Source organism: Streptomyces sp. NBC_01445 (assembly GCF_035918235.1).
Taxonomy (GTDB): Bacteria; Actinomycetota; Actinomycetes; order Streptomycetales; family Streptomycetaceae; genus Streptomyces.
The window spans coordinates 3,785,853-3,810,166 of sequence record NZ_CP109485.1 but is presented as its reverse complement, the minus strand read 5'-3'; the positions used below and the strand labels follow the sequence as shown (position 1 = coordinate 3,810,166).

Sequence of the window (24,314 nt, the reverse complement as noted above, 5' to 3'; positions counted from 1 at the left end):
CATGGGACGAGAGCAATGGAAGAAGATCCTGGTCGGGTCGGCCGGGAACATGGTCGAGTGGTTCGACTGGTTCGTGTACGCGAGCTTCGCCACGTACTTCGCGGGAGCCTTCTTCCCCGACGGGAACCCCACGGCACAGCTGATGAACACGGCCGGCATCTTCGCCGTCGGCTTCTTCATGCGGCCCGTGGGCGGCTGGCTGCTGGGCAGGGTGGGTGACCGCAAGGGCCGTAAAGCGGCGCTCACCCTGACCGTCACGCTGATGTCGGCGTCCGCCGTCCTCATCGCGATCGCGCCCACCTACGCGGTCGCCGGGTACGGCGGCGCCGTCGTCCTGCTCATCGCCCGCCTCCTGCAGGGCCTCTCGGTCGGCGGCGAGTACGCGGCCAGCGCCACCTACCTCACCGAGGCGTCCGACCCGAGCCGGCGCGGCTTCGCGTCCAGCTTCCAGTACGTCTCCATGACCGCGGGTCAGATCGTGGGCCTCGGCCTCCAGATCGTCCTCCAGCGCACCCTGTCCGACGGCGCCCTGCACAGCTGGGGCTGGCGCATCCCGTTCATCATCGGCGCGCTGGGCGCCGCGATCATCTTCTATCTGCGGCGCAACATGCTGGAGACCGACGTCTACGAGGAGTCCGCCGACGACGCGGGCGCCGACAGCAAGGGCACCCTCACGGCGCTGTGGGCGCACAAGCGCGAGGCGTTCCTCGTGATGGCCCTGACGATGGGCGGCACCGTCGCGTACTACACGTACACGACGTACCTCACCAAGTACCTCTCCAACTCCGCCGGGCTGAGCAAGCAGACCGCGACGCTCGTCTCGTTCTGCGCGCTGATCGTCTTCGCCTGCATCCAGCCGCTCGCCGGCAAGCTGTCCGACCGGATCGGCCGCCGCCCGCTCCTGATCACCTTCGCGGTCGGCTCCACCTTCCTGACCGTGCCGATCATGACGATGCTCAAGCACGCGGGCTCCTTCTGGCCGGCCCTCGGCCTCGCCCTGCTCGCCCTCGTCGTCGTCACCGGCTACACGTCGATCAACGCGTGCGTGAAGGCCGAGCTGTTCCCGACCGGCATCCGCGCCCTCGGCGTCGCCCTCCCGTACGCCATCGCCAACGCGCTCTTCGGCGGCACCGCGGAGTACGTGGCCCTGTGGTTCAAGGACGCGGGCCTGGAGTCGGGCTTCTACTGGTACGTCGCCGGGTGCGCCGCCGTGTCGCTGATCGTCTACCTGACGATGCGCGAGACGAGGGACATCGACCTCAACCGGGTCGAGGTCGCCGTGCCCGAGGCCGAGAAGCGCGCGGCCGAAGCGGTCTGAGCCCACATCGTGAGACCACGGTCCGGGCCACGCCCGGGCTGTGGCACACTGCCGATGTGCTCTCGTTCGCCATGATTATTGGCAGCAGGCGCGCCGGTCCGCAGTGACCGCCACGTACGACCACGTACGGGCGGACATCGTCGTCTCGACCCGCGCGCAGACCTCTCGCACCCGCGAGGGGTTTTTTCGTTTCCTGGACCACCACACGCCAGGACCGGAGCGCGAGGGATCATAGGGGGACGGTGGAGCCGGTCATTCCGGTAGACCGAGATCCGACACAGGAGCCAGATCAGCATGACGGACGCAACCGACGACCATTTCCCCGCTTCCCGCGTCGACGACGACTTCCACGTCTTCGACACCACGCTGCGCGACGGCGCGCAGCGTGAGGGCATCAATCTGACCGTCGCGGACAAGCTGACCATCGCCCGGCACCTGGACGACTTCGGCGTGGGTTTCATCGAGGGCGGCTGGCCCGGCGCCAACCCCCGCGACACCGAGTTCTTCGCCCGCGCCCGGCAGGAGATCGACTTCAAGCACGCGGAGCTCGTCGCGTTCGGCGCCACCCGCCGCGCCGGCGCCAAGGCGTCCGAGGACCCGCAGGTCAAGGCGCTCGTCGAGTCCGGCGCCCCGGTCGTGACCCTGGTCGCCAAGTCGCACGACCGCCATGTCGAACTGGCCCTGCGCACCACGCTCGAGGAGAACCTGGAGATGGTCCGCGACACCGTCTCCCACCTGCGCGAGCAGGGCCGCCGCGTCTTCGTCGACTGCGAGCACTTCTTCGACGGCTACCGCGCCAACCCCACGTACGCCAAGGCCGTCGTCACCGCCGCGCACGAGGCGGGCGCCGACGTGGTCGTCCTGTGCGACACCAACGGCGGCATGCTGCCCGCGCAGGTCCAGGCGATCACCGCCACGGTCCTCGCCGACACGGGGGCCCGCCTCGGCATCCACGCCCAGGACGACACCGGCTGCGCCGTCGCCAACACCCTCGCCGCCGTCGACGCGGGCGCGACCCACGTGCAGTGCACGGCCAACGGCTACGGCGAGCGCGTCGGAAACTCCAACCTCTTCCCGGTCGTCGCCGCCCTGGAGCTCAAGTACGGCAAGAAGGTCCTCCCCGAGGGCGCCCTGCGCGAGATGACCCGCATCTCCCACGCCATCGCCGAGGTCGTCAACCTCACGCCCTCCACGCATCAGCCGTACGTGGGAGTTTCGGCGTTCGCCCACAAGGCGGGTCTGCACGCCTCGGCGATCAAGGTCGACCCGGACCTCTACCAGCACATCGACCCGGACCTCGTCGGCAACCGCATCCGCATGCTGGTCTCCGACATGGCGGGCCGCGCGTCCATCGAGCTCAAGGGCAAGGAGCTCGGCGTCGACATCTCCGACGACCGCGAGCTCGTCGGCCGCGTCGTCGAGCGCGTCAAGGAGCGCGAGCTCAAGGGCTACACGTACGAGGCGGCCGACGCCTCCTTCGAACTCCTCCTGCGCGAGGAGGCCGAGGGCCGCGCCCGGCGCTACTTCCGCGTCGAGTCGTGGCGGGCCATCGTCGAGGACCGCCCCGACGGCAGCCACGCCAACGAGGCGACCGTGAAACTGTGGGCCAAGGGCGAGCGCATCGTCGCCACGGCCGAGGGCAACGGCCCGGTCAACGCCCTCGACCGCGCCCTTCGCGTCGGCCTGGAGCGGATCTACCCGCAGCTCGCCAAGCTGGAGCTCGTCGACTACAAGGTCCGCATCCTGGAGGGCAAGCACGGCACGTCCTCCACGACCCGCGTGCTGATCTCCACCAGCGACGGCGCGGGCGAGTGGTCCACCGTCGGCGTCGCCGAGAACGTCATCGCCGCGTCGTGGGGCGCTCTCGAGGACGCCTACACGTACGGGCTTCTGCGGGCCGGGGTCGAGCCGGTCGAGTAGGCGGCACATGCGCAGACGCCGGAGGGGCCGCGGACCGGCCCCTCCGGCTTTCTGTCGCTCTGCTGCCAGGCGGAACGTCTGCTACCAGGTGAACGTCGCCGACGTCTTCGCGGGCAGCGAGTAAGTGGCGTGCTGCCCGCCCCAGTTGACGGTCACCGTCTTCGCGGACGTGCCGCCGTTGTACGCGATGAGCGCCTTCGAGCCGTCCGGGTTGCGCCAGGCGACGTTCGGCACGGCCGAGCTGCCGGTCGACGCGATGCGCTGGGCGCCGGGCCGGACGAACTTCGTCAGATGGCCCATCGTGTAGTACTCGACGGTGTAGTCGACCTGTCCGCTGCGCCCGTCACCGTTGTGCACGGTCACGAGCCCCGTGCAGGTGCCGCAGCCGCCGTTGTGCGGGCCCATGTTCTGGTCCACGGCGAGCGACCACTTGGTCACCGACTTCGCCCAGTTGCGGGTGTAGTCGACGATGTTGAGCATGTCCTCGCGCTGCTGGTCGGCGATCCACGTGCCGCCTGAGTGCTCGGTCCCGAAGGCGTCGAGCTGGGGGTAGCGGTCATGGATGCTGCTCTGCTTGGCGACGTCGCCGCCGTAGCCGTGCCACGCGATGCCGCCGAAGTTCGGGTGTGAGCGCACCGCCGCGTCGTCCACGGTCTGCGCCGCGTACCCGTCGTACGTGTCCCAGTTCCAGTCGTGCGCGAGGACCTTGGTGTTCAGGCCGGCCGCGGCAAGCTTCGGCAGCAGCTCGCTCTTGGTGAAGTAGGCGAGCCCCGAGGCGTTCCAGCTCATCGAGGGGTAACCACCGCAGCACGTCGGCTCGTTCTGTGCGCTGACGTAGTCGACCGGGACGCCCTGGTCCCGGTACGCCTGGAGGTACTTCACGAAGTACGAGGCGTAGGTGCCGTAGTCCTCCGCTTTCAGCCAGCCGCCGTTGAGCTGTCCGCTGTCCTTCATCCAGGCCGGCGCGGTCCACGGGGAGGCCATCACGGTGACGTTCGGGTTGAGCTGACGGGCCTGCTTCGTGAGGGGCAGGACGTCCGCGAGGTCGTGGGCGACGGAGAACTCGGAGAGGTCGGGATCGGTCTGTCCGGCGGGCACGTCGTCGAACGTGTAGCCGAAACGGGCCAGGTCGGAGCCGCCCATCGGGTTGCGCAGGAACGACAGGCCGATGCCGTCGGTGGGGGAGAAGAGCTTGCGCATCGTGGCGTCGCGCGTGGCCGGTGACAGGGCTCCGCTGCTGTTCATCAGCCAGGCCGCGGTGTCCGTGAACGAGGCGCCGCCGCCGGTGAAGGTCTGGTAGCGGGTGTTGTCGTCGACGGTGATGTTCTCGCCACCGCCGCCGGTGCCCGCCTGGAAGGAGAACGGAGCCTGCTGTTCGAGGCCGCGGACGACATGGCGTCCGCCGGCGTCGTCCGTGGTCGTGAGCCAGGCCGTGACCGGCTCGCCCGCGGCCTGCGCGGGGGAGGCCACGAGCCCGGTCAGGCCCGCGGTCGTGAGCAGCCCTGCGGCGAGCAGACGGGCCGCCCGGCGCGGACCCGAACGGACTCTTCTGGGGGTTCTCATGGTGCGCCGCCCTTCGTGGGGGTGAGGAGATGGGGCGTGCGAGGCGTGAGTAAATGACGGCTGCGAACGGGAGTCAAGGGGGCGCGCGTTCAGAAACTGAATGCTCAACTGCCCAGTAACGCGGCGGGAATTGGCTGTGCACCGGTTCTGACGTGAAGTCTTGACGGGTTCACGGGGCGCCAGTTAACTCACGGCGTGAGCTAAGTCTTGAGCTTCACCAGGGACTCCCGTCACCCCCAGAGGTTGCGGCGCGTACCCGAACCGGCCGAAGGGAAGTCCATGCGAAGAACCGCCCTGCTCGTCTCCGCAGCCCTGCTCACGGGGCTGCTCCCGGTCGCCTCGGCGGGCGCGGCGACCGGCGCCGAGGAACCGCCGCCGGTGCCCGTCGACCGCTTCGAGGGCGAGGTCCCCTTCGCGTCCCAGCCCGCGGAGGGCATCTTCACGTGGGGCGGCGACAGCGACGACCCGCCCAAGCTGGAACTCGCGGCGCGGGGCGACGCCCCCGAAGGCGACAAGGTCCTCTCCGGGACGTACGACATCAGCGGCTACGGCGGCTTCACTCACGACTTCGCCGCGAACGAGCCGGGCCACGACTGGTCCGCGCACAAGGGCATCCGCTTCTGGTGGGACGGGAAGAACAGCGGCAAGCGGGTCAACTTCGAGATCAAGGACGGCGGTTCGAACGGCGAGGCGTCCGAGCTGTGGACGACCTCCTTCACCGACGAGTGGACCGGCTGGCACCAGGTCGAGATCCCCTTCACCGACTTCACGTACCGCACCGACTACCAGCCCGTCGGCGGCATCGACCAGAACCTCGGCCTCACCGAGATGTGGGGCTACGCGCTCACGCTGCCGACCGGCACGCCCGGCACCTTCGCCATGGACGGCGTCGAGCTGTACGGCAAGGCCGACCCCGCCCTGACCACGAAGGTCCTGACGGGTGCCGCCGTCTACCCGGTGAAGGAGGGCGGCACGGCCGCCGTGCCGATCTCGGTCGCCACCACCGGCTCCGCCCCGCTCGCCGAGCCGGTCACCGTCGCGTACGAGAGCGCGGGCGGCAGCGCCGGCGCGGGCACGGACTACACGCCGGTCAAGGGTGAGTTCACCTTTCCGGCAGGCACCGCTTCGGGCGCCGCGCACACCGTGTCCGTACCGACCCTCAAGGACAAGGCGGCCGAGTCCGCCGAGACGATCCCCCTGAAGCTGACGGTCACCGGCGCGAAGGCGCCCGCCGAGACCCCGCAGGTGGTGATCGACGCCCACGGGCTGCCCTACCTCGACACCAAGCTCCCGGTGAAGCGGCGCGTCGCCGACCTGCTCTCCCGGATGTCCCTGGAGGAGAAGGCCGGCCAGATGACGCAGGCCGAGCGCAACGCGGTCGGCACGGGTGGCGACATCGCCGCGTACGACCTCGGCTCGCTGCTCTCCGGCGGCGGCTCGACACCGACGCCGAACACCGCCGCGGCCTGGGCGAAGATGATCGACGGATTCCAGCTCCGGGCGCAGGCGACGCGGTTCCAGATCCCGCTGATCTACGGCGTGGACGCGGTGCACGGCCACAACAACCTCGTCGGCGCCACGGTCCTGCCGCACAACATCGGCATCGGCGCGACCCGCGACCCGGGGACGGCCGAGAAGGCGGGCGCGGTCACGGCCGCCGAGGTCCGCGCCACCGGCATCCCCTGGGACTTCGCGCCCTGCCTGTGCGTCTCCCGTGACGAACGCTGGGGCAGGTCGTACGAGTCCTTCGGCGAGGACCCCGCTCTCGTGAAGCAGATGGAGACCGTCGTCCAGGGGCTCCAAGGGGCACGCAGCGGCAAGGATCTCGACCGGGACGACAAGGTCCTCGCCACCGCCAAGCACTTCGTGGGCGACGGCGGCACGGAGTACGGCTCGTCGACCACCGGCTCGTACACCATCGACCAGGGCGTCACGAAGGTCACGCGGCAGGAGCTGGAGGCGGTGCACCTCGCGCCGTTCCAGGCGGCCGTGGACCGCGGGGTCGGCACGGTCATGCCCTCGTACTCGTCGCTCGACATCATCGGCGACGACGAGGGCCCGGTGAAGATGCACGCCGACGCCGCCATGATCAACGGAGTCCTGAAGGACCGCATGGGCTTCGACGGCTTCGTCATCAGCGACTGGCAGGCCATCGACCAGCTCCCCGGCGACTACGCGTCCGACGTCCGTACGTCGGTCAACGCCGGCCTCGACATGATCATGGTCCCGTCCGCGTACAAGGACTTCCGCACGACCCTGATCGACGAGGTGAAGGCGGGCCGGATCAGCGAGCCGCGGATCGACGACGCCGTCTCGCGCATCCTGACCCAGAAGTTCAAGCTGGGCCTCTTCGAGAAGCCGTATGCCGACACGAGCGGGGCCGCCGCCATCGGCTCCGCCGGACACCGCGCCGTCGCCCGCACCGCCGCCGCCGAGTCCCAGGTCCTCCTGAAGAACGCGGGCGGCGTGCTCCCCCTCAAGAAGAGCCAGAAGGTGTACGTCGCCGGGTCCAACGCCGACGACATCGGCAACCAGACCGGCGGCTGGACCGTCACCTGGCAGGGCTCGTCCGGAAAGATCACCGACGGGACGACCGTCCTGGAGGGCATGAAGAAGGCCGCACCCGGCGCCACCATCAGCTACTCCAAGGACGCCTCCGCGCCCACGGCCGGCTATGACGTGGGCGTCGTCGTGGTCGGCGAGACCCCGTACGCGGAAGGCATCGGCGACGTCGGCAACGGCAACGACCTGGGGCTCACGGCCGCCGACCAGGCAGCCGTGGACAAGGTGTGCGGCGCCATGAAGTGCGCCGTGCTCATCGTCTCCGGGCGCCCGCAGCTCATCGGCGACCGGCTGGGCGACATCGACGCGCTCGTCGCGTCCTGGCTGCCCGGCACGGAGGGCGACGGCGTCGCGGACGTCCTGTACGGGGCCAAGCCGTTCACCGGGCAGCTGCCTGTGACCTGGCCGAAGTCGGAGGCCCAGCTGCCGATCAACGTCGGGGACACGGCGTACGACCCGCAGTTCCCCTTCGGCTGGGGCCTGACGACGCTGCGCACCCCGCCGGGCGGCGGCACGCTCACCCTCAAGGCCCTCGCCCTGGCGGCCGCCGCGGCGCAGAAGGCCGGGTCGGCCGAGGCGGGCCGGGCGGTCGTGGGCAGGGCGCGGCTGCTCGTCCAGCAGAAGGTGGGACAGGACATCACGCCGGCGGTGGCCAAGCCGTTCGCCGACGCCGACCACCTGCTCCTGTCCGGGCGCTACGCGGACGCGGTCGCGAAGCTGACCGAGGCGTACCGCGCCGCGTGAGACGGCGCGAGGAGGGGCTCACCACCGAGTGCGGTGGGCCCCTCCTTGCGGTACACACGGCATCCGGGCCCCTCCTGGGTTAGCGTCGAGGTATGAGGCCCACCCGTCGGGCATCGCGCCTGATATCCGTCCTGTCCGGTTCACTCCTCGCCCTGGGTGCCATGACGGCGGTGACACCGGGGGCCCAGGCGGCTGCCTCCGACGTCTCGACCGTGGCCGACGCCCTCAAGAAGAGCCCTGTGTACGTCGACCCGGCCGCCTCCGCGCAGCTGTCCGCCGGGGACGCCGACGCCCTCACCAAGAAGATCAAGGACGCGGACAAGCCCGTCATGGTGGCGGTGCTGCCCGCGAACTTCCCCACCCAGGACCTCTTCACCGACCTGCGCACCAAGACCGGCATCACCGGCGTCTACGCGGTCCGCCTCGGCCAGAAGTTCGACGCCAGGGCCGACAGCCGGGTCATGTCCCAGGACGCGGTCAAGAATCTGACGACCAGCGTCCAGGGCGAGAACGTCACCACGCAGCTCAACGACTTCGTCGACACGGCCGTCCGCAACGCGAGCGGCTCCGCGCCCTCCGCGTGGGGTGCGGGCGGCGGCGGTGACAGCGGCGCACCGGTCGGGGCCCTGATCGGCATCGGCGCGGTCGTCGTCGCGGGCGGCGCCGCCGCGTACGCCGTGTCCCGCAGGCGGCGCAAGCAGCGCGAGGACGAGCAGCGGGCTGCCCTGGAGCAGCTCCGCGTGGTCGTCGACGAGGACATCACGGCGTTCGGCGAGGAGCTGGACCGGCTCGACTTCCACCCCGCCGAGCCAGGCGCCGACGACGCGATGCGCGCCGACTACGAGCGGGCGCTCGACTCGTACGAGAAGGCGAAACAGTTCATGGCCGCCGCCCAGCGCCCCGAGGAGGTGCGCGGGGTGACCCAGTCGCTGGACGACGGGCGGTTCTCGCTGGCCATGCTGGCGGCGCGACGTGAGGGCAGGCCGCTGCCCGAGCGCCGGGTGCCCTGCTTCTTCGACCCGCGGCACGGGCCGTCCGTGACGGACGCGCGGTGGGCGCCCCCGTCCGGCGCCGAGCGCGAGGTCCCGGTCTGCGCGGCCGACGCGACCCGGCTCAAGGACGGCGTCGACCCCATGGTCCGCACGGTCGACACGGGTTACGGCGAGCGCCGCCCCTACTACGACGCGGGCCCGGCCTACGGCCCCTGGGCGGGCGGCTACTTCGGCGGCGGCATCCTGCCCGGGCTCCTCCTCGGCACGGTGCTCGGCTCGATGATGGCGAGCCCCGCGTACGCGGCCGACTACGGCTCCGGATACGGCGACTTCGGCGCGGGAGCCGGATATGACGGCGGGGACTACTCGGGGGCGGACTTCGACTCGAACGACTTCGGGGACTTCGGAGGCGGCGGGGACTTCGGCGGCGGAGGCGACTTCGGGGGAGGCGGGGACTTCGGCGGCGGCTTCTGAGCGCTGTGCCGGTCCAAAAAGGGGAGGCGCGAAGGCCGGTGCCCCGGCTAGCCTGACCGCACTCTTACGAACCGCTTCCCCAGAATTACGCCGCGGACGGGAAGCAAGCCGGCACGTACACACCGTGCGCGGTCCCGGAGGGGCGGCAGCGAGATTCCGCCTGCCCCCTTCCGAAGGAGTTCCACCCCATGCGTACCGAAGCCACCCCGCGTATCGGCCTCGGCCTGCCCGTCGACGACCCCGCCGTCCTGCTCGACTGGGCCCGCCGCGCCGACGCGACCCCCTTCTGCACGCTCGGCCTCCTCGACCGGCTCGTCTACGACAACCCCGAGCCCCTGATCACCCTCGCCACTCTCGCCGGAGCCACCTCCCGCATCCGGCTCCAGACCGAGGTCCTGCTCGCCCCGCACCACGGCACCGCCCTGCTCGCCAAGCAGACCGCGACCCTCGACCGGATGTCCGGCGGCCGCTTCACGCTCGGCATCGGCGTCGGCGGACGCGAGGACGACTGCCGTGCCGCGGGCATCGACATCCGCCACCGCGGCCGCCGCCTCGACCAGCAGATGGAGACCCTGCGGCGCACCTGGGCGGGCCACCCTTACGACGACGCCGGGGGCGTCGGCCCGATCGGCCCGGCCCCCGTCACCCCCGGCGGCCCCGAGGTCCTCTTCGGGGGCTTCGCACCGGCGGCCCTCGCCCGCGTGGCCCGCTTCGGCGACGGCTTCCTCGGCGCCGCGCTGCCCCCGCAGTGGATGGACCCGATGTTCCGCGATGTGGAGCGGCTCTGGGACGAGCACGGCCGCCCCGGCCGCCCGCGCCTGGTCGCCCAGGTCAATGTGGCGCTCGGCCCGGACGACCTGATCGCCCGTGCCCGCGACGCCATCACCGCGTACTACGGCTTCGACCCGCGCGCCGCGGGATCGGCCGAGCGCATGCTCGCCGCTCCCGCGCAGATCCGCGAGGCCGTCTCCGGCTTCGCGGACATCGGCGCGGACGAGGTGATGCTCTACTGCTGGGGCACCGACCCCCACCAGGTCGACCGCCTGGCCGACGTGGTGTTCTGACGCCACCTGCCTGCCTCACCGGTGCTCGCGCTGCGCCTCCTCGTACTCCCGCGCGGTCGGCTTCGGCACCTGCGCGCCCTCTCCGTGGAGGCCGCGCGAGAGGCGCACCCGGAGCCGCTCGGCCCGGGGTATGCGCCGCCGCACGCCGTTCACGTCGGTCTCCGGCCCGCTCTCCAGGGCCGGGGGCTGTTCGTGGGCGGTCAGTATGTGCAGCCGGTCCTGGGCGAGCGGCTCGTGGATCTCCACGTACTCGCCGTGCGGGAGGCGTTTGATGCGGCCCGACTCCCTTCCGTGCAGCACCAGTTCACGGTCGCGGCGCTGCAGTCCCAGGCAGATCCGCCGGGTGATCACGAAGGTGATCACCGGGCCTACGAGGAGGGCGACGCGCACGAACCAGGTGACCGCGTTCAGCGACACATGGAAGCGGGTGGCCCAGAGATCGTTGCCCCCGCCCACCAGGGCCACCAGGAAGAACGTCAGCCAGGCCACCCCGAGCCCTGTGCGCACCGGCCGGTTGCGCGGCCGGTCCAGGAGATGGTGCTCGCGCCGGTCGCCCGTGACCCATGCCTCCAGATACGGATACACACCGATCACGACGAGCACCGCGGGGAAGACGACCAGCGGGACGAGCACGCCCAGGGCCAGCGTGTGCCCCCACAGCGTGATCTCCCACCCCGGCATCACCCGCAGCAGCCCCTCCGCGAACCCCAGATACCAGTCGGGCTGCGCCCCCGTGGACACCTGGTCGACCCGGTAAGGCCCGTAGTTCCAGACGGGGTTGATGGACGCGACGGCCGCGAGGAACGCGACGACGCCGAACACCAGGAAGAAGAAGCCGCCGGCCTTGGCGAGGTACACGGGGAAGAACGGTGCCCCCACGACGTTCCGCTCGGTCTTTCCCGGACCCGGGAACTGCGTGTGCTTGTGGTAGACGACCAGGATCAGATGGGTCACCACGAGCGCCGCCATGATGCCGGGGAACAGCAGCACGTGCACCGAGTAGAACCGCCCCACGATGTCGTGTCCCGGGAACTCACCGCCGAACAGGAACATCGACAGATACGTCCCCACGACGGGCACCGACAGGATCGCCCCGTCGAGGAAGCGCATGCCCGTACCGGAGAGCAGGTCGTCCGGCAGCGAGTACCCCAGCAGGCCCTCGAACAGGCCGAGCAGGAGCAGCGTCCAGCCGAACACCCAGTTCAGCTCGCGCGGTTTGCGGAACGAGCCCGTGAAGAAGTGCCGCATCATGTGCAGGAGCATCGCGGCGACGAAGATCAGCGCCGCCCAGTGGTGGATCTGCCGGATCAGCAGTCCGCCCCGCACGTCGAAGCTGATGTCGAGCGTGGAGGCGTACGCCTCGGACATCCGGATCCCGCTGAGGGGGACGTAACTGCCGTGGTACTCCACCTCGTTCATCGACGGGTGGAAGAACAGGGTGAGATAGACCCCGGTCAGGACCAGGATCACGAACGTGTAGAGGCAGACCTCGCCGAGCAGGAACGACCAGTGGTCCGGGAAGACCTTGCGCAGGTACTTCCTGGACAGGGTGTGCAGGCCGAGCCGGCCGTCCGCCCAGTCCGCGAGCCGCTCACCGGCCGGTGCCGGCCCTCTCTCCCGCGCCGTCCCCGTGCTGCCTTCCGCGGTCCTCTCGGACATCAGGCTCGCTCCTCCCCTGGGCGCTCACCACATGGGTGCTCGCCACTTGGACGGAAAGGACGGGCCGGAATGTGACATCACAGAGGAGCTTTGTGGCCCGCATCACATTCGCGTAGGCCCGGTCAGCCCAGGAGCTTCGTCTGCCGGCGCGTGAAGATCTCCTCCGGGGCGCCGTGGCACGACCACGGGACACGGGTCGCGTGCCCGTCGAGAAGCCGGAAGGGATGCGTGGCCTCGCCGGTCGGATCGGTGTAACAGGACGCGTGTGCAAAGGTGTTGAGGTCCGCGACGTCCTGGCGCAGCGCGAAGAAACAGGAAGTCACGGAATCCCGCCCCCCGTCGTGCCGGGTGCCGCAGGCGGGGCGGACTTCCTTCGCTTCGGGCCATGTCGAGCCCCGGTCGGGCCCCTGTACGACGAGAGCCCGCCCTTCGTCCGCGGGGGACGGGAAGGACGGGCGTGCTCGTGGTGCGGGGAGCCGTGAGGGGTCCGGCTCGCGGCGGCAGCGTCAGGCGGCGTTCTTGATCGCCGAGATGTCGAAGGTCAGCTTGATCTTGTCCGAGACGAGGACACCACCGGTCTCCAGGGCCGCGTTCCAGGTCAGGCCCCACTCGGAGCGCAGGATCTGGCCCTTGCCCTCGAAGCCGACGCGCTCGTTGCCGAACGGGTCCGTCGCCGAGCCGTTGAACTCGAGGTCGATCGTGATCGGCTTGGTGGTGCCGAGGATCGTCAGGTCGCCCGTCATCCGGTAGTCGTCGCCGCCCAGGGACTCGGCGGAGGTGGAGCGGAACGTCATCGTCGGGAACTCGTCCGTCTTGAAGAAGTCGGAGCTCTTCAGGTGGGTGTCACGGTCGGCGGAGCCGGTGTCGATGCTGCTCATCGTGACGTCGATCGACGCGGTCGACTTCGCCGGGTCCGCGCCGTCCAGGTGCAGGGTGCCCGACGACTGGGTGAAAGAGCCCTTGACGTTGGTGACCATGGCGTGACGGGCCACGAAACCGATCGTGGTGTGCGCCGGGTCGATGGCGTAGTCGCCGGTCAGCGCGGCGAGGTCGGGGCCGGCGGTGCCGGTGGCTGCGGGGGTGGCGTCGTCGTTCTTGCGGCCGAAGAGACCCATGACTGCTCCTTGGGGACGGGGCGTGGCGGGGGAGTGCGTTGAATGTTTAATGTTCAACGAGACTGACTGTAGCGCCGTTCTGTTCAACTTTCAACATCAATCGACTCGTGTCTTCTCGATTACACCGTGTCATCACTCGACGCGCTCTGGCGGACGCGCGTAGAACTCGGGCACTATCTCCTTGCTCCACCTGCACAGCCGTCTCACAGCCAGCACGGTCACCAGCAGGAAGGACCTCCTCCCCATGAGAATCCGCTCGGTCGTGAGCGCCCTCGCGCTCGTACTCGGCGCCCTCTTCGCCCCCGGCTTCGGTGTGTTCAGCTCCGCCACCGACGCCCAGGCCGCCACCAAGATCAGCCACGCCACCGCGACCTCGATGTTCAGCCAGGTCGGCATCACCTGGTCGTCCTCCGGCGGCTGCTCCAACCGGAACAACTCCACCTGTACGTCCTTCGACCAGCTCAACCTCGCCACCGCCCAGGGCGCCCAGACCCTCAAGCGCGCCACCGGCTGCGCCCTGAACATCACCGGCGGCACCGAGACCGGCCACGCGAGCGGCACCTACTCGCACTGGAACGGCTACAAGCTCGACTACGGCAAGAACACCTGCGTCACGAACTACATCAAGAACACGTTCACGTACATCGGCCTGCGCGGCGACGGAGCCCCGCAGTACCAGTCGGGCTCCGGCAACATCTACGCCGACGAGGGCAACCACTGGGACGTCCTCTACTACAACTGCGGCGGCTGCTGATCCAACCGGCGCCCTCAGGCGCTGACTTGGACTTCCGGGCGGTGGTTGTTGGACTGCCGCCGCCCGGAAGTGCCGAGTCCGTTGACCGGCCGCGCCCGCGCCGATACCCAGTCCCCTATGTCACGAAGATCTCGCGCCGCCTGCGCAGTCGCCGTCGCCGCCGCATCGTCCGCCGTGTTCGCCCTCACGGGCCCCGTACTGCCGGCCGCCGCCGACCCCGCGCCCGCCGTGGCGCAGGCGGTCATCGGATCCGCGCAGCTGTCCGTCGCCGTCGCAGACGACTTCCCGCGCGTCCTGACGTACACCGACCGCGCCTCCGGGGCCGAGCTCCTCGGCAGCACGAGCCCGGTGGACAAGGTCACCCTGAACGGCAAGGCGTACGCGGTCGCCGTGCAGGGCGCCCCGGTCCTCACCGGGTCCAAGGCCTCGTACACGCTGACCTTCCCGGACCTCGCCGGCGTCGAGATCGACGCCTCGCTGAGCGTCAGCGGGCGCGCGACGACCTTCAAGGTGACCGCGGTGCGGGACACCGCGGCGTTCCGGGTCGGCACGATCGACATCCCCGGGCACGACCTCGTCTCCGTGGGCAGTTCGGACGGTGGCGCCGAGACCGCGTTCACGACGCTGGACAACGACTCGACGCGGACCGCCGACGTCTTCGGCAAGGTCGCGGCGGACACCGCTGCCGACGCCTCGCCCGTCGGCGCCTCGTACGCCATCGTCAACACCGGCTCCCTCGCCGCCGCCGTCGAGTCCAACTCCACGTACGACAAGCCGAGCGGCAACACCGGCGGGGACCACGCCCGCTTCTGGCACCAGGCGCGCAAGTCGGCCGACGGCTCCACGCGCGTCGGCGTCTGGTCGGGCCAGTGGACCTACCGCGGCGAAGGGGCCCCGGCGCCGGACAAGGACCTGCCGTGGGCCAAGGTCGTCGTCACGCCCGACGCGAACGGGGACGGCAAGGTCGACTGGCAGGACGGCGCGGTCGCCTTCCACTCGATCGGCGTGAAGGCGAAGGGCAGCGACGGCACCCCCGACCGGGTCATCACGCACATCCCCTTCAACTTCGCCAGCCAGGCCACGCACCCCTTCCTGCGCACGCTCGACGACGTCAAGCGGATCTCGCTCGCGACCGACAACCTCGGCCAGTTCGCCCTGCTCAAGGGCTACGCCTCCGAGGGCCACGACTCCGCGCACCCCGACTACGGCGGCAACATCAACAAGCGCGCCGGCGGCCTCGACGACCTCAACAAGCTGCTCAAGGGCGGCAAGAAGTTCGGCACCAGCTTCGGCGTGCACGTGAACGCCACCGAGGCGTACCCCGTCGCCAAGCACTTCACCGGCGACCTCGTCGACCCCAAGGCCCCGGGCTGGAACTGGCTCGACCAGAGCTACTACATCGACCAGCGCCGCGACATCAACAGCGGAGACCTCGCCGCCCGGTTCAAGCAACTGCGCGAGGAGACCGACCCGAACCTCACGACGATCTACCTCGACGTGTACTACACGCACGGCTGGATCGCCGAGAAGACCGCCGAGGCCGTCCGCGCCCAGGGCTGGAACCTGGCCTCCGAGTGGGCCGACAAGTTCGAGCGCCAGTCGCTGTGGTCGCACTGGGCCAACGACCTCGACTACGGGCCCAAGACCGACAAGGGCCTCAACTCGAAGATCATCCGCTTCATCCGCAACGGCGAGAAGGACGTCTGGAACAGCGACCCGGTCCTCGGTCAGAGCGCCATCGACGAGTTCGAGGGCTGGACCGGCGAGAACGACTGGAACGCCTTCTACGACAACGTCTGGCAGCGCGACCTGCCCGCCAAGTTCCTCCAGCATCAGCAGATCACCCGCTGGAACGGCAACGACATCACCTTCGCCGGCGGGCTGCGCGGCACGGTCGAGGACGGCCGGCGCACCTTCTACGACCACGGCAGGAAGGTCCTCGACGGGAGGGCCTACCTGCTCCCGTGGGACGGCGGCAAGAAGCTGTACCACTACAGCAAGGACGGCGGCACGACGAGCTGGGCCGTGCCCGGAGCGTCGTACGTGGTCTACAAGCTCACCGACAACGGCCGTGTGAAGACCGGCACCGTGCGGGCCTCCGGCGGCAAGGTCACGCTGAAGGCCGACGCGAAGCAGCCGTACGTGCTCTACCCGGCGGACAAGGCGCCGCACGCGGTCGATCCGGCCTGGGGTGAGGGCACGCACGTCAAGGACCCCGGTTTCAACGACGCCCGCCTCGCCGCCTGGGACAAGGACGGCACGGTCGGGCGCGACACCGACGACCACGGGCGCAACAGCGCCGCGCTGGGCGGCGCCGGCACCGCCGCGATCGAGCAGCGCGTGAGCGGCCTCGACGCGGGCAAGCGCTACACCGCCTCCGCCTGGGTCGAGGTCGAACCCGGCAAGTCCCGCCGAACGACACTCGCCGCGGGCGGCAAGTCCGTCGCCGTCGAGCGCTCCACGCTGCAGAACGGCGTCTCGTCGAACGACTGGGGCGGCACCTACATGCAGCGAGTGAAGGTCAACTTCACGGCGCCCGCGAACGGCCGCACCACGCTGCGGATCGAGGCCGCCAAGGGCTCGTCCGCGAAGGTCCGTATCGACGACGTACGCCTGGTGAGCAACGCACCGTCGACGAAGCCCGGCACGGTCGTGCACGAGGACTTCGAGGACGTCGACCAGGGCTGGGGCCCCTTCGACAAGGGTGATGCCGGCGGCGTCACGGACCCGCGCACGCACATCGCGCAGAAGAACGCCCCGTACACCCAGGCCGGCTGGAACGGGAAGCTCGTCGACGACGTCATCGGCGGCGGCGAGTCCCTGAAGTCCCACGAGGAGAACACCGGCGTCGTCTACCGCACCTCCCCGGCCGACGTGCCGATGGCGGACGGGCACGCCTACAAGGTCGCCTTCGACTACCAGTCCAGCCACGCGGGCGCCTACCAGTGGGTGAGCGGCTACGACCGGATCGCCGCCGACGGCACCCCCGACCAGGTCGAGACCGCGAGCACCCCGATCGGGCAGCAGCGGACCACGGGCCACTACGAGGGCACCGTCACGGCGGGCTGCGGCGACGCCTGGACCGGTCTGCGCAAGCTCGAAGGGGCCCCGGACGGCGCCGACTTCGTGCTCGACGACTTCACCGTCACCGACCTCGGTCCGGCCGAGGAGAAGGCGGCCTGCGGCACCCTCGCCCTGAAATCGGACGAGACGCTGGAGCCCGGCCAGAAGAACAAGGTCGAGGCCACCTTCACCAACTACGAGGCGAGCGAGGTCAAGGGCGCGTCCCTCTCGCTCGACCTGCCCGAGGGCTGGCAGTCCGAGCCCGCGGGCCCGGTCTCCCTCGACCCGGTCGCGCCCGGTGCCAAGGCGACGGCCACCTGGCAGGTCACTCCGCCCGTCGACGCCAAGTACCAGCCGTACCAGCTGAGTTCGAAGGCGACGTACACCGTCGGGGACAGCGCGCGGACGCTGACCGCGGGCGCCACCGTGCGCACGCTCCCGCCGCCGCCCACCGCGGACACGTACGCCAGTGACCTGGACTGGACGGCCATGGAGAACGGCTGGGGCCCCGCCGAGAAGGACCTGGAGAACGGCGAGACCGGCGCCGGCGACGGCAAGCCGCTGACCGTCAACGGCACCGTCTACGCCAAGGGCCTCGGCACCGCGTCCCCGGGGAAGATCCGCTACTACCTGGGCGGCCGCTGCACCTCGTTCACCGCCGAGGTGGGCCAGGACGACTCGCAGGGGACACGCGGCAGCGTGCAGTTCTCCGTCGAGGCCGACGGCGCCCAGAAGGTCCAGTCGCCGGTCCTCAAGGCCGCCGACGACGCCTGGTCCCTGACCGCCGACGTGACCGGCGCCAAGTACGTCGACCTGATCACGGGCGACGGCGGCGACGGCCCGGGCAACGACCACGCCGACTGGGGCGACGCCCGCTTCCACTGCGGTAGTTGATCCCACCGCGCTCCGGGGCCCCGCTCCCAGCGGCGGGGCCCCTTCCGCGCACACCGTAGACAGCGCTTTCTACGACTGATTAGGTGCAACCCCATGACACCCACGCGCCGCACGTTCCTCATCGCGTCAACTCTCCTGGCGGGGGCGGCACTTGCCCCGCCCGCCCATGCCGCCGGCGCTTCCGACGCCGCCGACGACGAGTTCGACACCCTGCGCAAGCGATGGCTGGAGATCTCCCTCGGCACGGGCTACGACGCCACCGCCGAGCCCTACGCCTCGCGCCTGAAGGAACTCGGAGAACTCGCCCGCGGCTTCAGAGCGACGATGGCCCCGACCGCCACCTCCCTCTGGCCGGGCTACCCCTTCGACCCGCCCGCCGGCATCACCCAGGGCTACAACCGCCTGTGGACGATGACCCAGGCGTACGCCCAGGAAGGCACGGGGTCGACCGGCGACGCGGGCCTGCTCGCCGACATCGTCAAGGGCCTCGACCACCTCGCCGCGACCGTCTACAACGCGACCACCACGCGATACGGGAACTGGTGGGAGTGGCAGATCGGCAGTCCCCGCCTCCTGATGGACATCGTCGCCGTCCTCTACGACCACCTCACGCAGGACCGGCGCGACGCCGCCTTCGCCGCCGTCGACCACTTCATCCCCGACGCGGTCCTGCGCGACTACTCGGGCACCTCCACCGGTGCCAACCGCGTCGACCTGTGCCGCTCGGTCGCCCTGCGCGGCGTCCTGGGCAGGAACGCCGACAAGACGGCCCTGGCCCGCGACGCCCTCTCGCCCGTCTTCCCCTACGTCACCAAGGGGGACGGCCTCTACGCCGACGGATCGTTCATCCAGCACACGTACATCGCCTACTCGGGCACCTACGGACAGGTCATGCTCGACGGGCTCGGCCGGCTCTTCACGCTGCTCGCCGGGTCCACGTGGGCCGTCACCGACCCGAACCGGCAGATCATCCTCGACAGCGTCGAGCACGCCTACGCCCCGCTCCTGTTCGACGGCCTGATGATGGACAGCGTCAACGGCCGTGCCATCAGCCGCGGTTACCTCAACAGCGACGACCTCAAGGTCATGCGCAGTGACCACTTCCACGGCCAGGGCCTGATCGCCGCCATGGCGCAGCTCGCCGCCGGAGCGAGCGCGGCCGAACGCGAGCGCTGGCACGGGCGGATCAAGGGCTGGATCGAGCGGGACACGGTCACGCCCCTGCTGACCGCCAGGCAGTTCGGGGTCGCCGACCTGTCCCGGCTGCACGCCGTCGCGGACTCCGCCGTCGCGGCCGCGCCCGAGCCCGTCGGTCACCAGTTGTTCGCCGCCATGGACCGCGCGGTGCACAAGCGCCCCGCCTTCGCCGCGAACATCTCCATGTCCTCGGACCGGATCGCGTACTACGAGTGCGGCAACGGCGAGAACCCGCGCGGCTGGCACACGGGCGCCGGCATGCTCGCCTGGTGGGCCTCCGGGAAGCGCAGCGGCCGGTCCGATCAGTACACGGACTGGTTCTGGCCGACCGTCGACTTCTACCGGCTGCCCGGCACGACCGTCTCCACCAAGCGCCTCGCCGACAAGGCAGGCGGCGAGTGGGGCGCGACCCGGCCCGACGTGAAGTGGGTCGGCGGCGCCACTGACGGCGAGTTCGCCGCCGTCGGACAGCACGTCAAGGGCCTCGGCTCGACGCTCCAGGCCCGCAAGTCGTGGTTCTGCCTCGCCGACACCGTGGTGTGCCTGGGCGCCGGGATCACGGCGGCCGACGGTGTCCCCGTGGAGACCGTCGTCGACAACCGCAACCTCGGCGAGGGCGGCACCCAGGCCTTCACCGTCGACGGCGGCGCCCGCGCCCGCTGGGCCCACCTGGAGGGTCACGGCGGCTGGGTCTTCCCCGGCGGCGTCCCGCTGCGGCATCTGCGCGAGGACCGCACGGGTGCCTGGTCCGACATCAACACCACCAGCTCCACCGAGCGCCGCACCCGCCGCTGGCAGACGCTCTGGCTCGACCACGGCACGGACCCCACCGATGCCGCGTACGCCTATCTGCTGATGCCGGGCGCCTCGAAGGGCGACCTTGCGCGGCGCGCGGGCGACCGCCACTGGCTGTCGGTCCTCGCCAACACGGCAGCGGCCCAGGCGATCACCGTGCCCTCCCTCGGCGTGAGCGCGGCGAACTTCTGGGCGGCGGGAAGCGCGGGCGAGCTCACGGTGTCGGCCCCCGCGAGCGTTCTCTTGCGCAGGAAGGGGCGCACCGCGACGCTGACCATCAGCGAACCGCCGCGCACAGGGGAGCCCGTGGACATCACCTGGGACCGGCCCGTACGCCGCGTCGTCAGCCACGACCCCTCGGTCGAAGTGGTCGCCACGGGCCGTAGGCTGCGGCTGCGTGTCACTCCGGGGGCGGCATGTGTGAGCCATCGGTGTGAGGTGGCTCTCAGCTGAGCCATTTGTGTGACCCCTACAAGACAGCAGGGCCCTGAGCAGTCACTTCGCCTGCATGGCGATGGCGTTCTGTTCGGGGGTACCAGGAAAACGGGCCGGAGACTGTACGGAGTCGACGGCCCGTTTTGCTTGGTCGCCTTCGTAAGGTCGCTACATGACCGTTTTGGACGACACCGCCTCAGCCGGTTCCCCCGGGGATGAGCCCACCGACGCGCGTGGACGCGTGGCCGAGTTGCACGCGATTCGTGAGCAGGCGTTGCGCGGGCCCAGTGACAAGGCGACCGAGGCCCAGCACGCGAAGGGCAAGCTGACCGCGCGTGAGCGGATCGAGCTGCTGCTCGACGCGGGATCGTTCAACGAGGTCGAGCAGCTGCGCCGGCACCGGGCGACGGGTTTTGGCCTGGAGGCCAAGAAGCCCTACACCGATGGTGTCATCACCGGCTGGGGCACGGTCGAGGGCCGCACGGTCTTCGTCTACGCGCACGACTTCCGTATCTTCGGCGGCGCACTGGGCGAGGCCCACGCCACCAAGATCCACAAGATCATGGACATGGCCATCGCGGCCGGTGCCCCGCTGGTCTCCCTCAACGACGGCGCGGGTGCCCGTATCCAGGAGGGTGTCTCCGCTCTCGCCGGTTACGGCGGCATCTTCCAGCGCAACACCAAGGCGTCCGGGGTCATCCCGCAGATCAGCGTGATGCTCGGCCCGTGCGCGGGCGGCGCGGCCTACAGTCCGGCCCTGACCGACTTCGTGTTCATGGTCCGTGAGACCTCGCAGATGTTCATCACCGGACCGGACGTCGTCAAGGCGGTCACCGGCGAGGAGATCACCCAGAACGGCCTGGGCGGTGCGGACGTGCACGCCGAGACCTCGGGCGTGTGCCACTTCGCGTACGACGACGAGGAGACCTGCATCGCCGAGGTCCGCTACCTCGTCTCGATGCTCCCCTCCAACAACCGCGAGAACCCGCCGACCGTGGCCTCCGAGGACCCCGCCGAGCGCCGCTCGGAAGTCCTGCTGGACCTGGTCCCGGCGGACGGCAACCGCCCGTACGACATGGCCAAGGTCATCGAGGAGCTCGTCGACGACGGCGACTACCTCGAGATCCACGAGCGCTGGGCCCGCAACATCATCTGCGCGCTGGCCCGCCTGGACGGCCAGGTCGTCGGCATCGTCGCCAACCAGCCCTCGTCCCTCGCGGGCGTCCTGGACATCGAGGCCAGTGAAAAAGCTGCCCGCTTCGTCCAGATGTGCGACGCTTTCAACATCCCGATCGTGACTCTGCTCGACGTTCCCGGGTTCCTGCCCGGTGTCGACCAGGAGCACGGCGGGATCATCCGGCACGGCGCCAAGCTCCTGTACGCGTACTGCAACGCCACCGTGCCCCGGATCTCCCTCATCCTGCGCAAGGCGTACGGAGGTGCCTACATCGTCATGGACTCGCAGTCGATCGGTGCCGACCTCACCTACGCCTGGCCCACCAACGAGATCGCCGTGATGGGCGCCGAGGGCGCCGCCAACGTCATCTTCCGCCGTCAGATCGCCGAGGCCGAGGACCCCGAGGCCATGCGCACCCGCATGGTCAAGGAGTACAAGGCCGAGCTCATGCACCCGTACTACGCGGCCGAGCGGGGCCTGGTCGACGACGTCATCGACCCCGCCGAGACCCGCGAGGTGCTCATCCGCTCCCTCGCGATGCTCCGCACGAAGCACGCCGACCTGCCTTCGCGCAAGCACGGCAACCCCCCGCAGTAACCCCACAAGGAGATCACTGCACATGTCTGCACACGACATCCGCGTTGAGAAGGGCCACGCCGAGCCCGAGGAGGTCGCGGCCCTGACCGCGATCCTGCTGGCCCGCGCCGCCGCCGCATCGACCGACAGCCCCGCCCTGCGCGGCCGCGACAAGGCCGGCTGGCGCCGCCTGGAGCGCCAGCACGGCTTCCGCGCCCCGCACAGCTGGCAGGGCTAGGCCGACGGGCATACGGCCCGTCCGCCTCTCAGGACGGGCCCACAGCGCGAAAAGCCCCCGGTGACCCAAAGGGTCCCGGGGGCATTTCCATGCCTGGAGGCGCCGGAGGCTACCGGAGGCGGGCCATCAGCGCGTGCTCCACGAGCGTGATGAGCGCCGACTTCGCGTCCGCACGGTGCCGGGCGTCGGTCGTGATGATCGGGGTGTCCGGTCCGATCTGCAGCGCCTCACGGACCTCGTCCGGCTGGTACGGCTGGCTACCGTCGAAGCCGTTGAGGGCGACGACGAAGGGCAGCCCGGAGTTCTCGAAGTAGTCGACGGCCGGGAAGCAGTCGGCGAGGCGGCGGGTGTCGACGAGGACGATCGCGCCGATCGCGCCGCGGACGAGGTCGTCCCACATGAACCAGAAGCGGTCCTGACCGGGTGTACCGAAGAGGTACAGGATCAGGTCCTGGTCGAGCGTGATGCGGCCGAAGTCCATTGCCACCGTGGTGGTGGTCTTGTCCCCGGTGTGGGTGAGGTCGTCGATGCCCGCGGACGCGGACGTCATGACGGCCTCGGTGCGCAGAGGGTTGATCTCCGAGACGGCGCCCACGAAGGTCGTCTTGCCGACGCCGAAGCCGCCCGCCACCACGATCTTCGCGGACGTGGTGGAGCGGGAAGGCCCTCCGCTAGAGCTTGCGAAGTCCACTGAGCACCCTTTCGAGCAAAGTCACGTCTGGCTGGCCGCCGGCGTTCTCTTCGCCGCCGGGCTGATGAATGGCGACCAGGCCCGCCTCCGCCAAGTCGGCGACGAGAATCCTGGCCACGCCGAGAGGGATGCTGAGCAGGGCCGAGACTTCGGCCACTGACTTGATCTCTCGGCAGAGGGTGCAGATCCGCTGGTGCTCGGGCAACTGGCCCTGCAACTGGTGCGGCTGCGCGGTGGTGTGCACCAGCGCCTCGATGGCGAGCTGGTAGCGCGGCCTGGTGCGGCCACCCGTCATGGCGTAGGGACGCACCAGGGGATTGTTGGCGGCCGGTGCGGGGCTGTCGGGGCGCCGCTGCGGCTGCACGGGCTGGATGCGCGGTGCCGACGGCTGGTCGTACGGCCCCGGCTGCCGCGGCTGCGGCGGGTGCGGGGGCGCGTACGGCTGTCGCCGGTGGCTCGGCGCGGAGGGGAAGTTGTACCGGTTCGGCGCGTCACCCTGCCCCTGACCCTGGCCAGGCCCGTAGGACCAGTTCGCCGATGAACCGCTCGGGGGTGTTGCAGAACCAGCCACGCTTTCCTCCTCCAACTGTGCCGGGCACCATCACCGTGGAGCCGCGTCCCGAAACCTTACGGCTACGGAACGCGAAATCGCACCGTCTGTCTGTCAGTTGAGAAGGCTCCCCTGAAGCTCGGCCCGCAGGTCGGGAGTGAGAACCGTCCCCGCGCGGTCGACAAGAAGTGCCATCTCGTACCCGACGAGGCCAATGTCCGCCTCCGGGTGTGCGAGGACGGCGAGGGAAGAACCGTCGGAGATGGACATAAGGAAGAGGAATCCTCGCTCCATCTCCACAACTGTCTGGTTCACGCTGCCGCCCTCGAAGATGCGGGACGCGCCCGCGGTCAGCGAGGTAAGTCCCGACGCGACGGCCGCCAGCTGGTCGGCACGGTCACGGGGGAACCCTTCGGACATCGCCAGAAGGAGTCCGTCGGCGGAGACCACCACCGTGTGGGACACCCCAGGGGTGTTGTCCACGAAGTTGGTGATCAACCAGTTCAGGTTCTGTGCCGCCTGGCTCATCGGGC

The 24,314-nt window shown here is 70.1% G+C and carries 16 protein-coding genes and 1 pseudogene; 10 read left to right on the top strand and 7 right to left on the bottom strand.

From position 1 onward, the window contains the following. Position 1: 1 nt before the first annotated feature. Together OG574_RS17225 and cimA are read left to right on the top strand one after the other, a co-directional pair. Positions 2-1,318, top strand: a complete 1,317-nt coding sequence (locus tag OG574_RS17225) for an MFS transporter (RefSeq protein WP_326773959.1) — start codon at positions 2-4, stop codon at positions 1,316-1,318. Positions 1,319-1,612: 294 nt separating this feature from the next. Further along, on the top strand, positions 1,613-3,238 hold the full coding sequence (gene cimA, locus OG574_RS17220; protein ID WP_100595006.1) for a citramalate synthase: 1,626 nt from the start codon (positions 1,613-1,615) through the stop codon (positions 3,236-3,238). 84 nt (positions 3,239-3,322) lie between these two features. Here cimA and OG574_RS17215 read toward each other — a convergent pair. Further along, a pseudogene (locus OG574_RS17215) lies at positions 3,323-4,801 on the bottom strand (glycoside hydrolase family 30 protein); the annotation flags it as partial. A gap of 279 nt (positions 4,802-5,080) precedes the next feature. Here OG574_RS17215 and OG574_RS17210 point away from each other — a divergent pair. From OG574_RS17210 to OG574_RS17200, 3 genes are all read left to right on the top strand, one after another. Next, positions 5,081-8,107 (top strand): glycoside hydrolase family 3 protein, encoded by a 3,027-nt coding sequence (locus OG574_RS17210; RefSeq protein WP_326773958.1) that lies wholly within the window; start codon positions 5,081-5,083, stop codon positions 8,105-8,107. A 92-nt stretch (positions 8,108-8,199) separates the two neighbouring features. Further along, the gene (locus OG574_RS17205) at positions 8,200-9,573 is read left to right on the top strand and encodes a hypothetical protein (protein ID WP_326773957.1); all 1,374 of its coding nucleotides are present in this window, start codon (positions 8,200-8,202) and stop codon (positions 9,571-9,573) included. Between the two features lie 188 nt (positions 9,574-9,761). Next, entirely contained in the window at positions 9,762-10,637 is an 876-nt protein-coding gene (locus OG574_RS17200) for an LLM class flavin-dependent oxidoreductase (RefSeq protein WP_326773956.1), read from the top strand. A 15-nt stretch (positions 10,638-10,652) separates the two neighbouring features. On the opposite strand, the gene qcrB is transcribed toward OG574_RS17200, so the two are convergent. The 3 genes from qcrB to OG574_RS17185 all read right to left on the bottom strand — a co-directional run bounded on the left by qcrB (position 10,653) and on the right by OG574_RS17185 (position 13,411). Beyond that, complete coding sequence (qcrB, locus tag OG574_RS17195) at positions 10,653-12,296, bottom strand: cytochrome bc1 complex cytochrome b subunit (protein WP_326773955.1); 1,644 nt, start codon at positions 12,294-12,296, stop codon at positions 10,653-10,655. A 122-nt stretch (positions 12,297-12,418) separates the two neighbouring features. Then, on the bottom strand, positions 12,419-12,619 hold the full coding sequence (locus OG574_RS17190; RefSeq protein ID WP_326773954.1) for a hypothetical protein: 201 nt from the start codon (positions 12,617-12,619) through the stop codon (positions 12,419-12,421). Positions 12,620-12,802: 183 nt separating this feature from the next. After that, positions 12,803-13,411 (bottom strand): YceI family protein, encoded by a 609-nt coding sequence (locus tag OG574_RS17185; protein WP_100595011.1) that lies wholly within the window; start codon positions 13,409-13,411, stop codon positions 12,803-12,805. 244 nt (positions 13,412-13,655) lie between these two features. Here OG574_RS17185 and OG574_RS17180 point away from each other — a divergent pair, with 244 nt between their 5' ends. From OG574_RS17180 to OG574_RS17160, 5 genes are all read left to right on the top strand, one after another. Further along, positions 13,656-14,165 (top strand): hypothetical protein, encoded by a 510-nt coding sequence (locus tag OG574_RS17180; RefSeq protein WP_100595012.1) that lies wholly within the window; start codon positions 13,656-13,658, stop codon positions 14,163-14,165. A gap of 117 nt (positions 14,166-14,282) precedes the next feature. Continuing rightward, a complete protein-coding gene (locus OG574_RS17175; RefSeq protein ID WP_326773953.1) occupies positions 14,283-18,122 on the top strand; it encodes an endo-alpha-N-acetylgalactosaminidase family protein in 3,840 nt (1,279 codons plus the stop codon). Between the two features lie 93 nt (positions 18,123-18,215). Next, positions 18,216-20,567 (top strand): polysaccharide lyase 8 family protein, encoded by a 2,352-nt coding sequence (locus OG574_RS17170; protein ID WP_326773952.1) that lies wholly within the window; start codon positions 18,216-18,218, stop codon positions 20,565-20,567. A 154-nt stretch (positions 20,568-20,721) separates the two neighbouring features. After that, positions 20,722-22,323, top strand: a complete 1,602-nt coding sequence (locus OG574_RS17165) for an acyl-CoA carboxylase subunit beta (protein ID WP_100595015.1) — start codon at positions 20,722-20,724, stop codon at positions 22,321-22,323. A gap of 22 nt (positions 22,324-22,345) precedes the next feature. Then, positions 22,346-22,540, top strand: coding sequence for an acyl-CoA carboxylase epsilon subunit (locus tag OG574_RS17160; RefSeq protein ID WP_326773951.1), 195 nt, complete (start codon positions 22,346-22,348; stop codon positions 22,538-22,540). A 109-nt stretch (positions 22,541-22,649) separates the two neighbouring features. Here the strand turns inward: OG574_RS17160 and OG574_RS17155 are convergent, their stop codons facing one another. The 3 genes from OG574_RS17155 to OG574_RS17145 all read right to left on the bottom strand — a co-directional run bounded on the left by OG574_RS17155 (position 22,650) and on the right by OG574_RS17145 (position 24,309). Beyond that, entirely contained in the window at positions 22,650-23,231 is a 582-nt protein-coding gene (locus tag OG574_RS17155; RefSeq protein ID WP_054239772.1) for a GTP-binding protein, read from the bottom strand. After that, complete coding sequence (locus tag OG574_RS17150; RefSeq protein WP_100595017.1) at positions 23,212-23,802, bottom strand: DUF742 domain-containing protein; 591 nt, start codon at positions 23,800-23,802, stop codon at positions 23,212-23,214. The genes OG574_RS17155 and OG574_RS17150 overlap by 20 nt, the downstream gene beginning before the upstream one ends. A 93-nt stretch (positions 23,803-23,895) precedes the next feature. Next, positions 23,896-24,309: a roadblock/LC7 domain-containing protein gene (locus OG574_RS17145; protein ID WP_100595178.1), complete on the bottom strand. Its 414-nt coding sequence runs from the start codon at positions 24,307-24,309 to the stop codon at positions 23,896-23,898. Positions 24,310-24,314 lie beyond the last annotated feature (5 nt).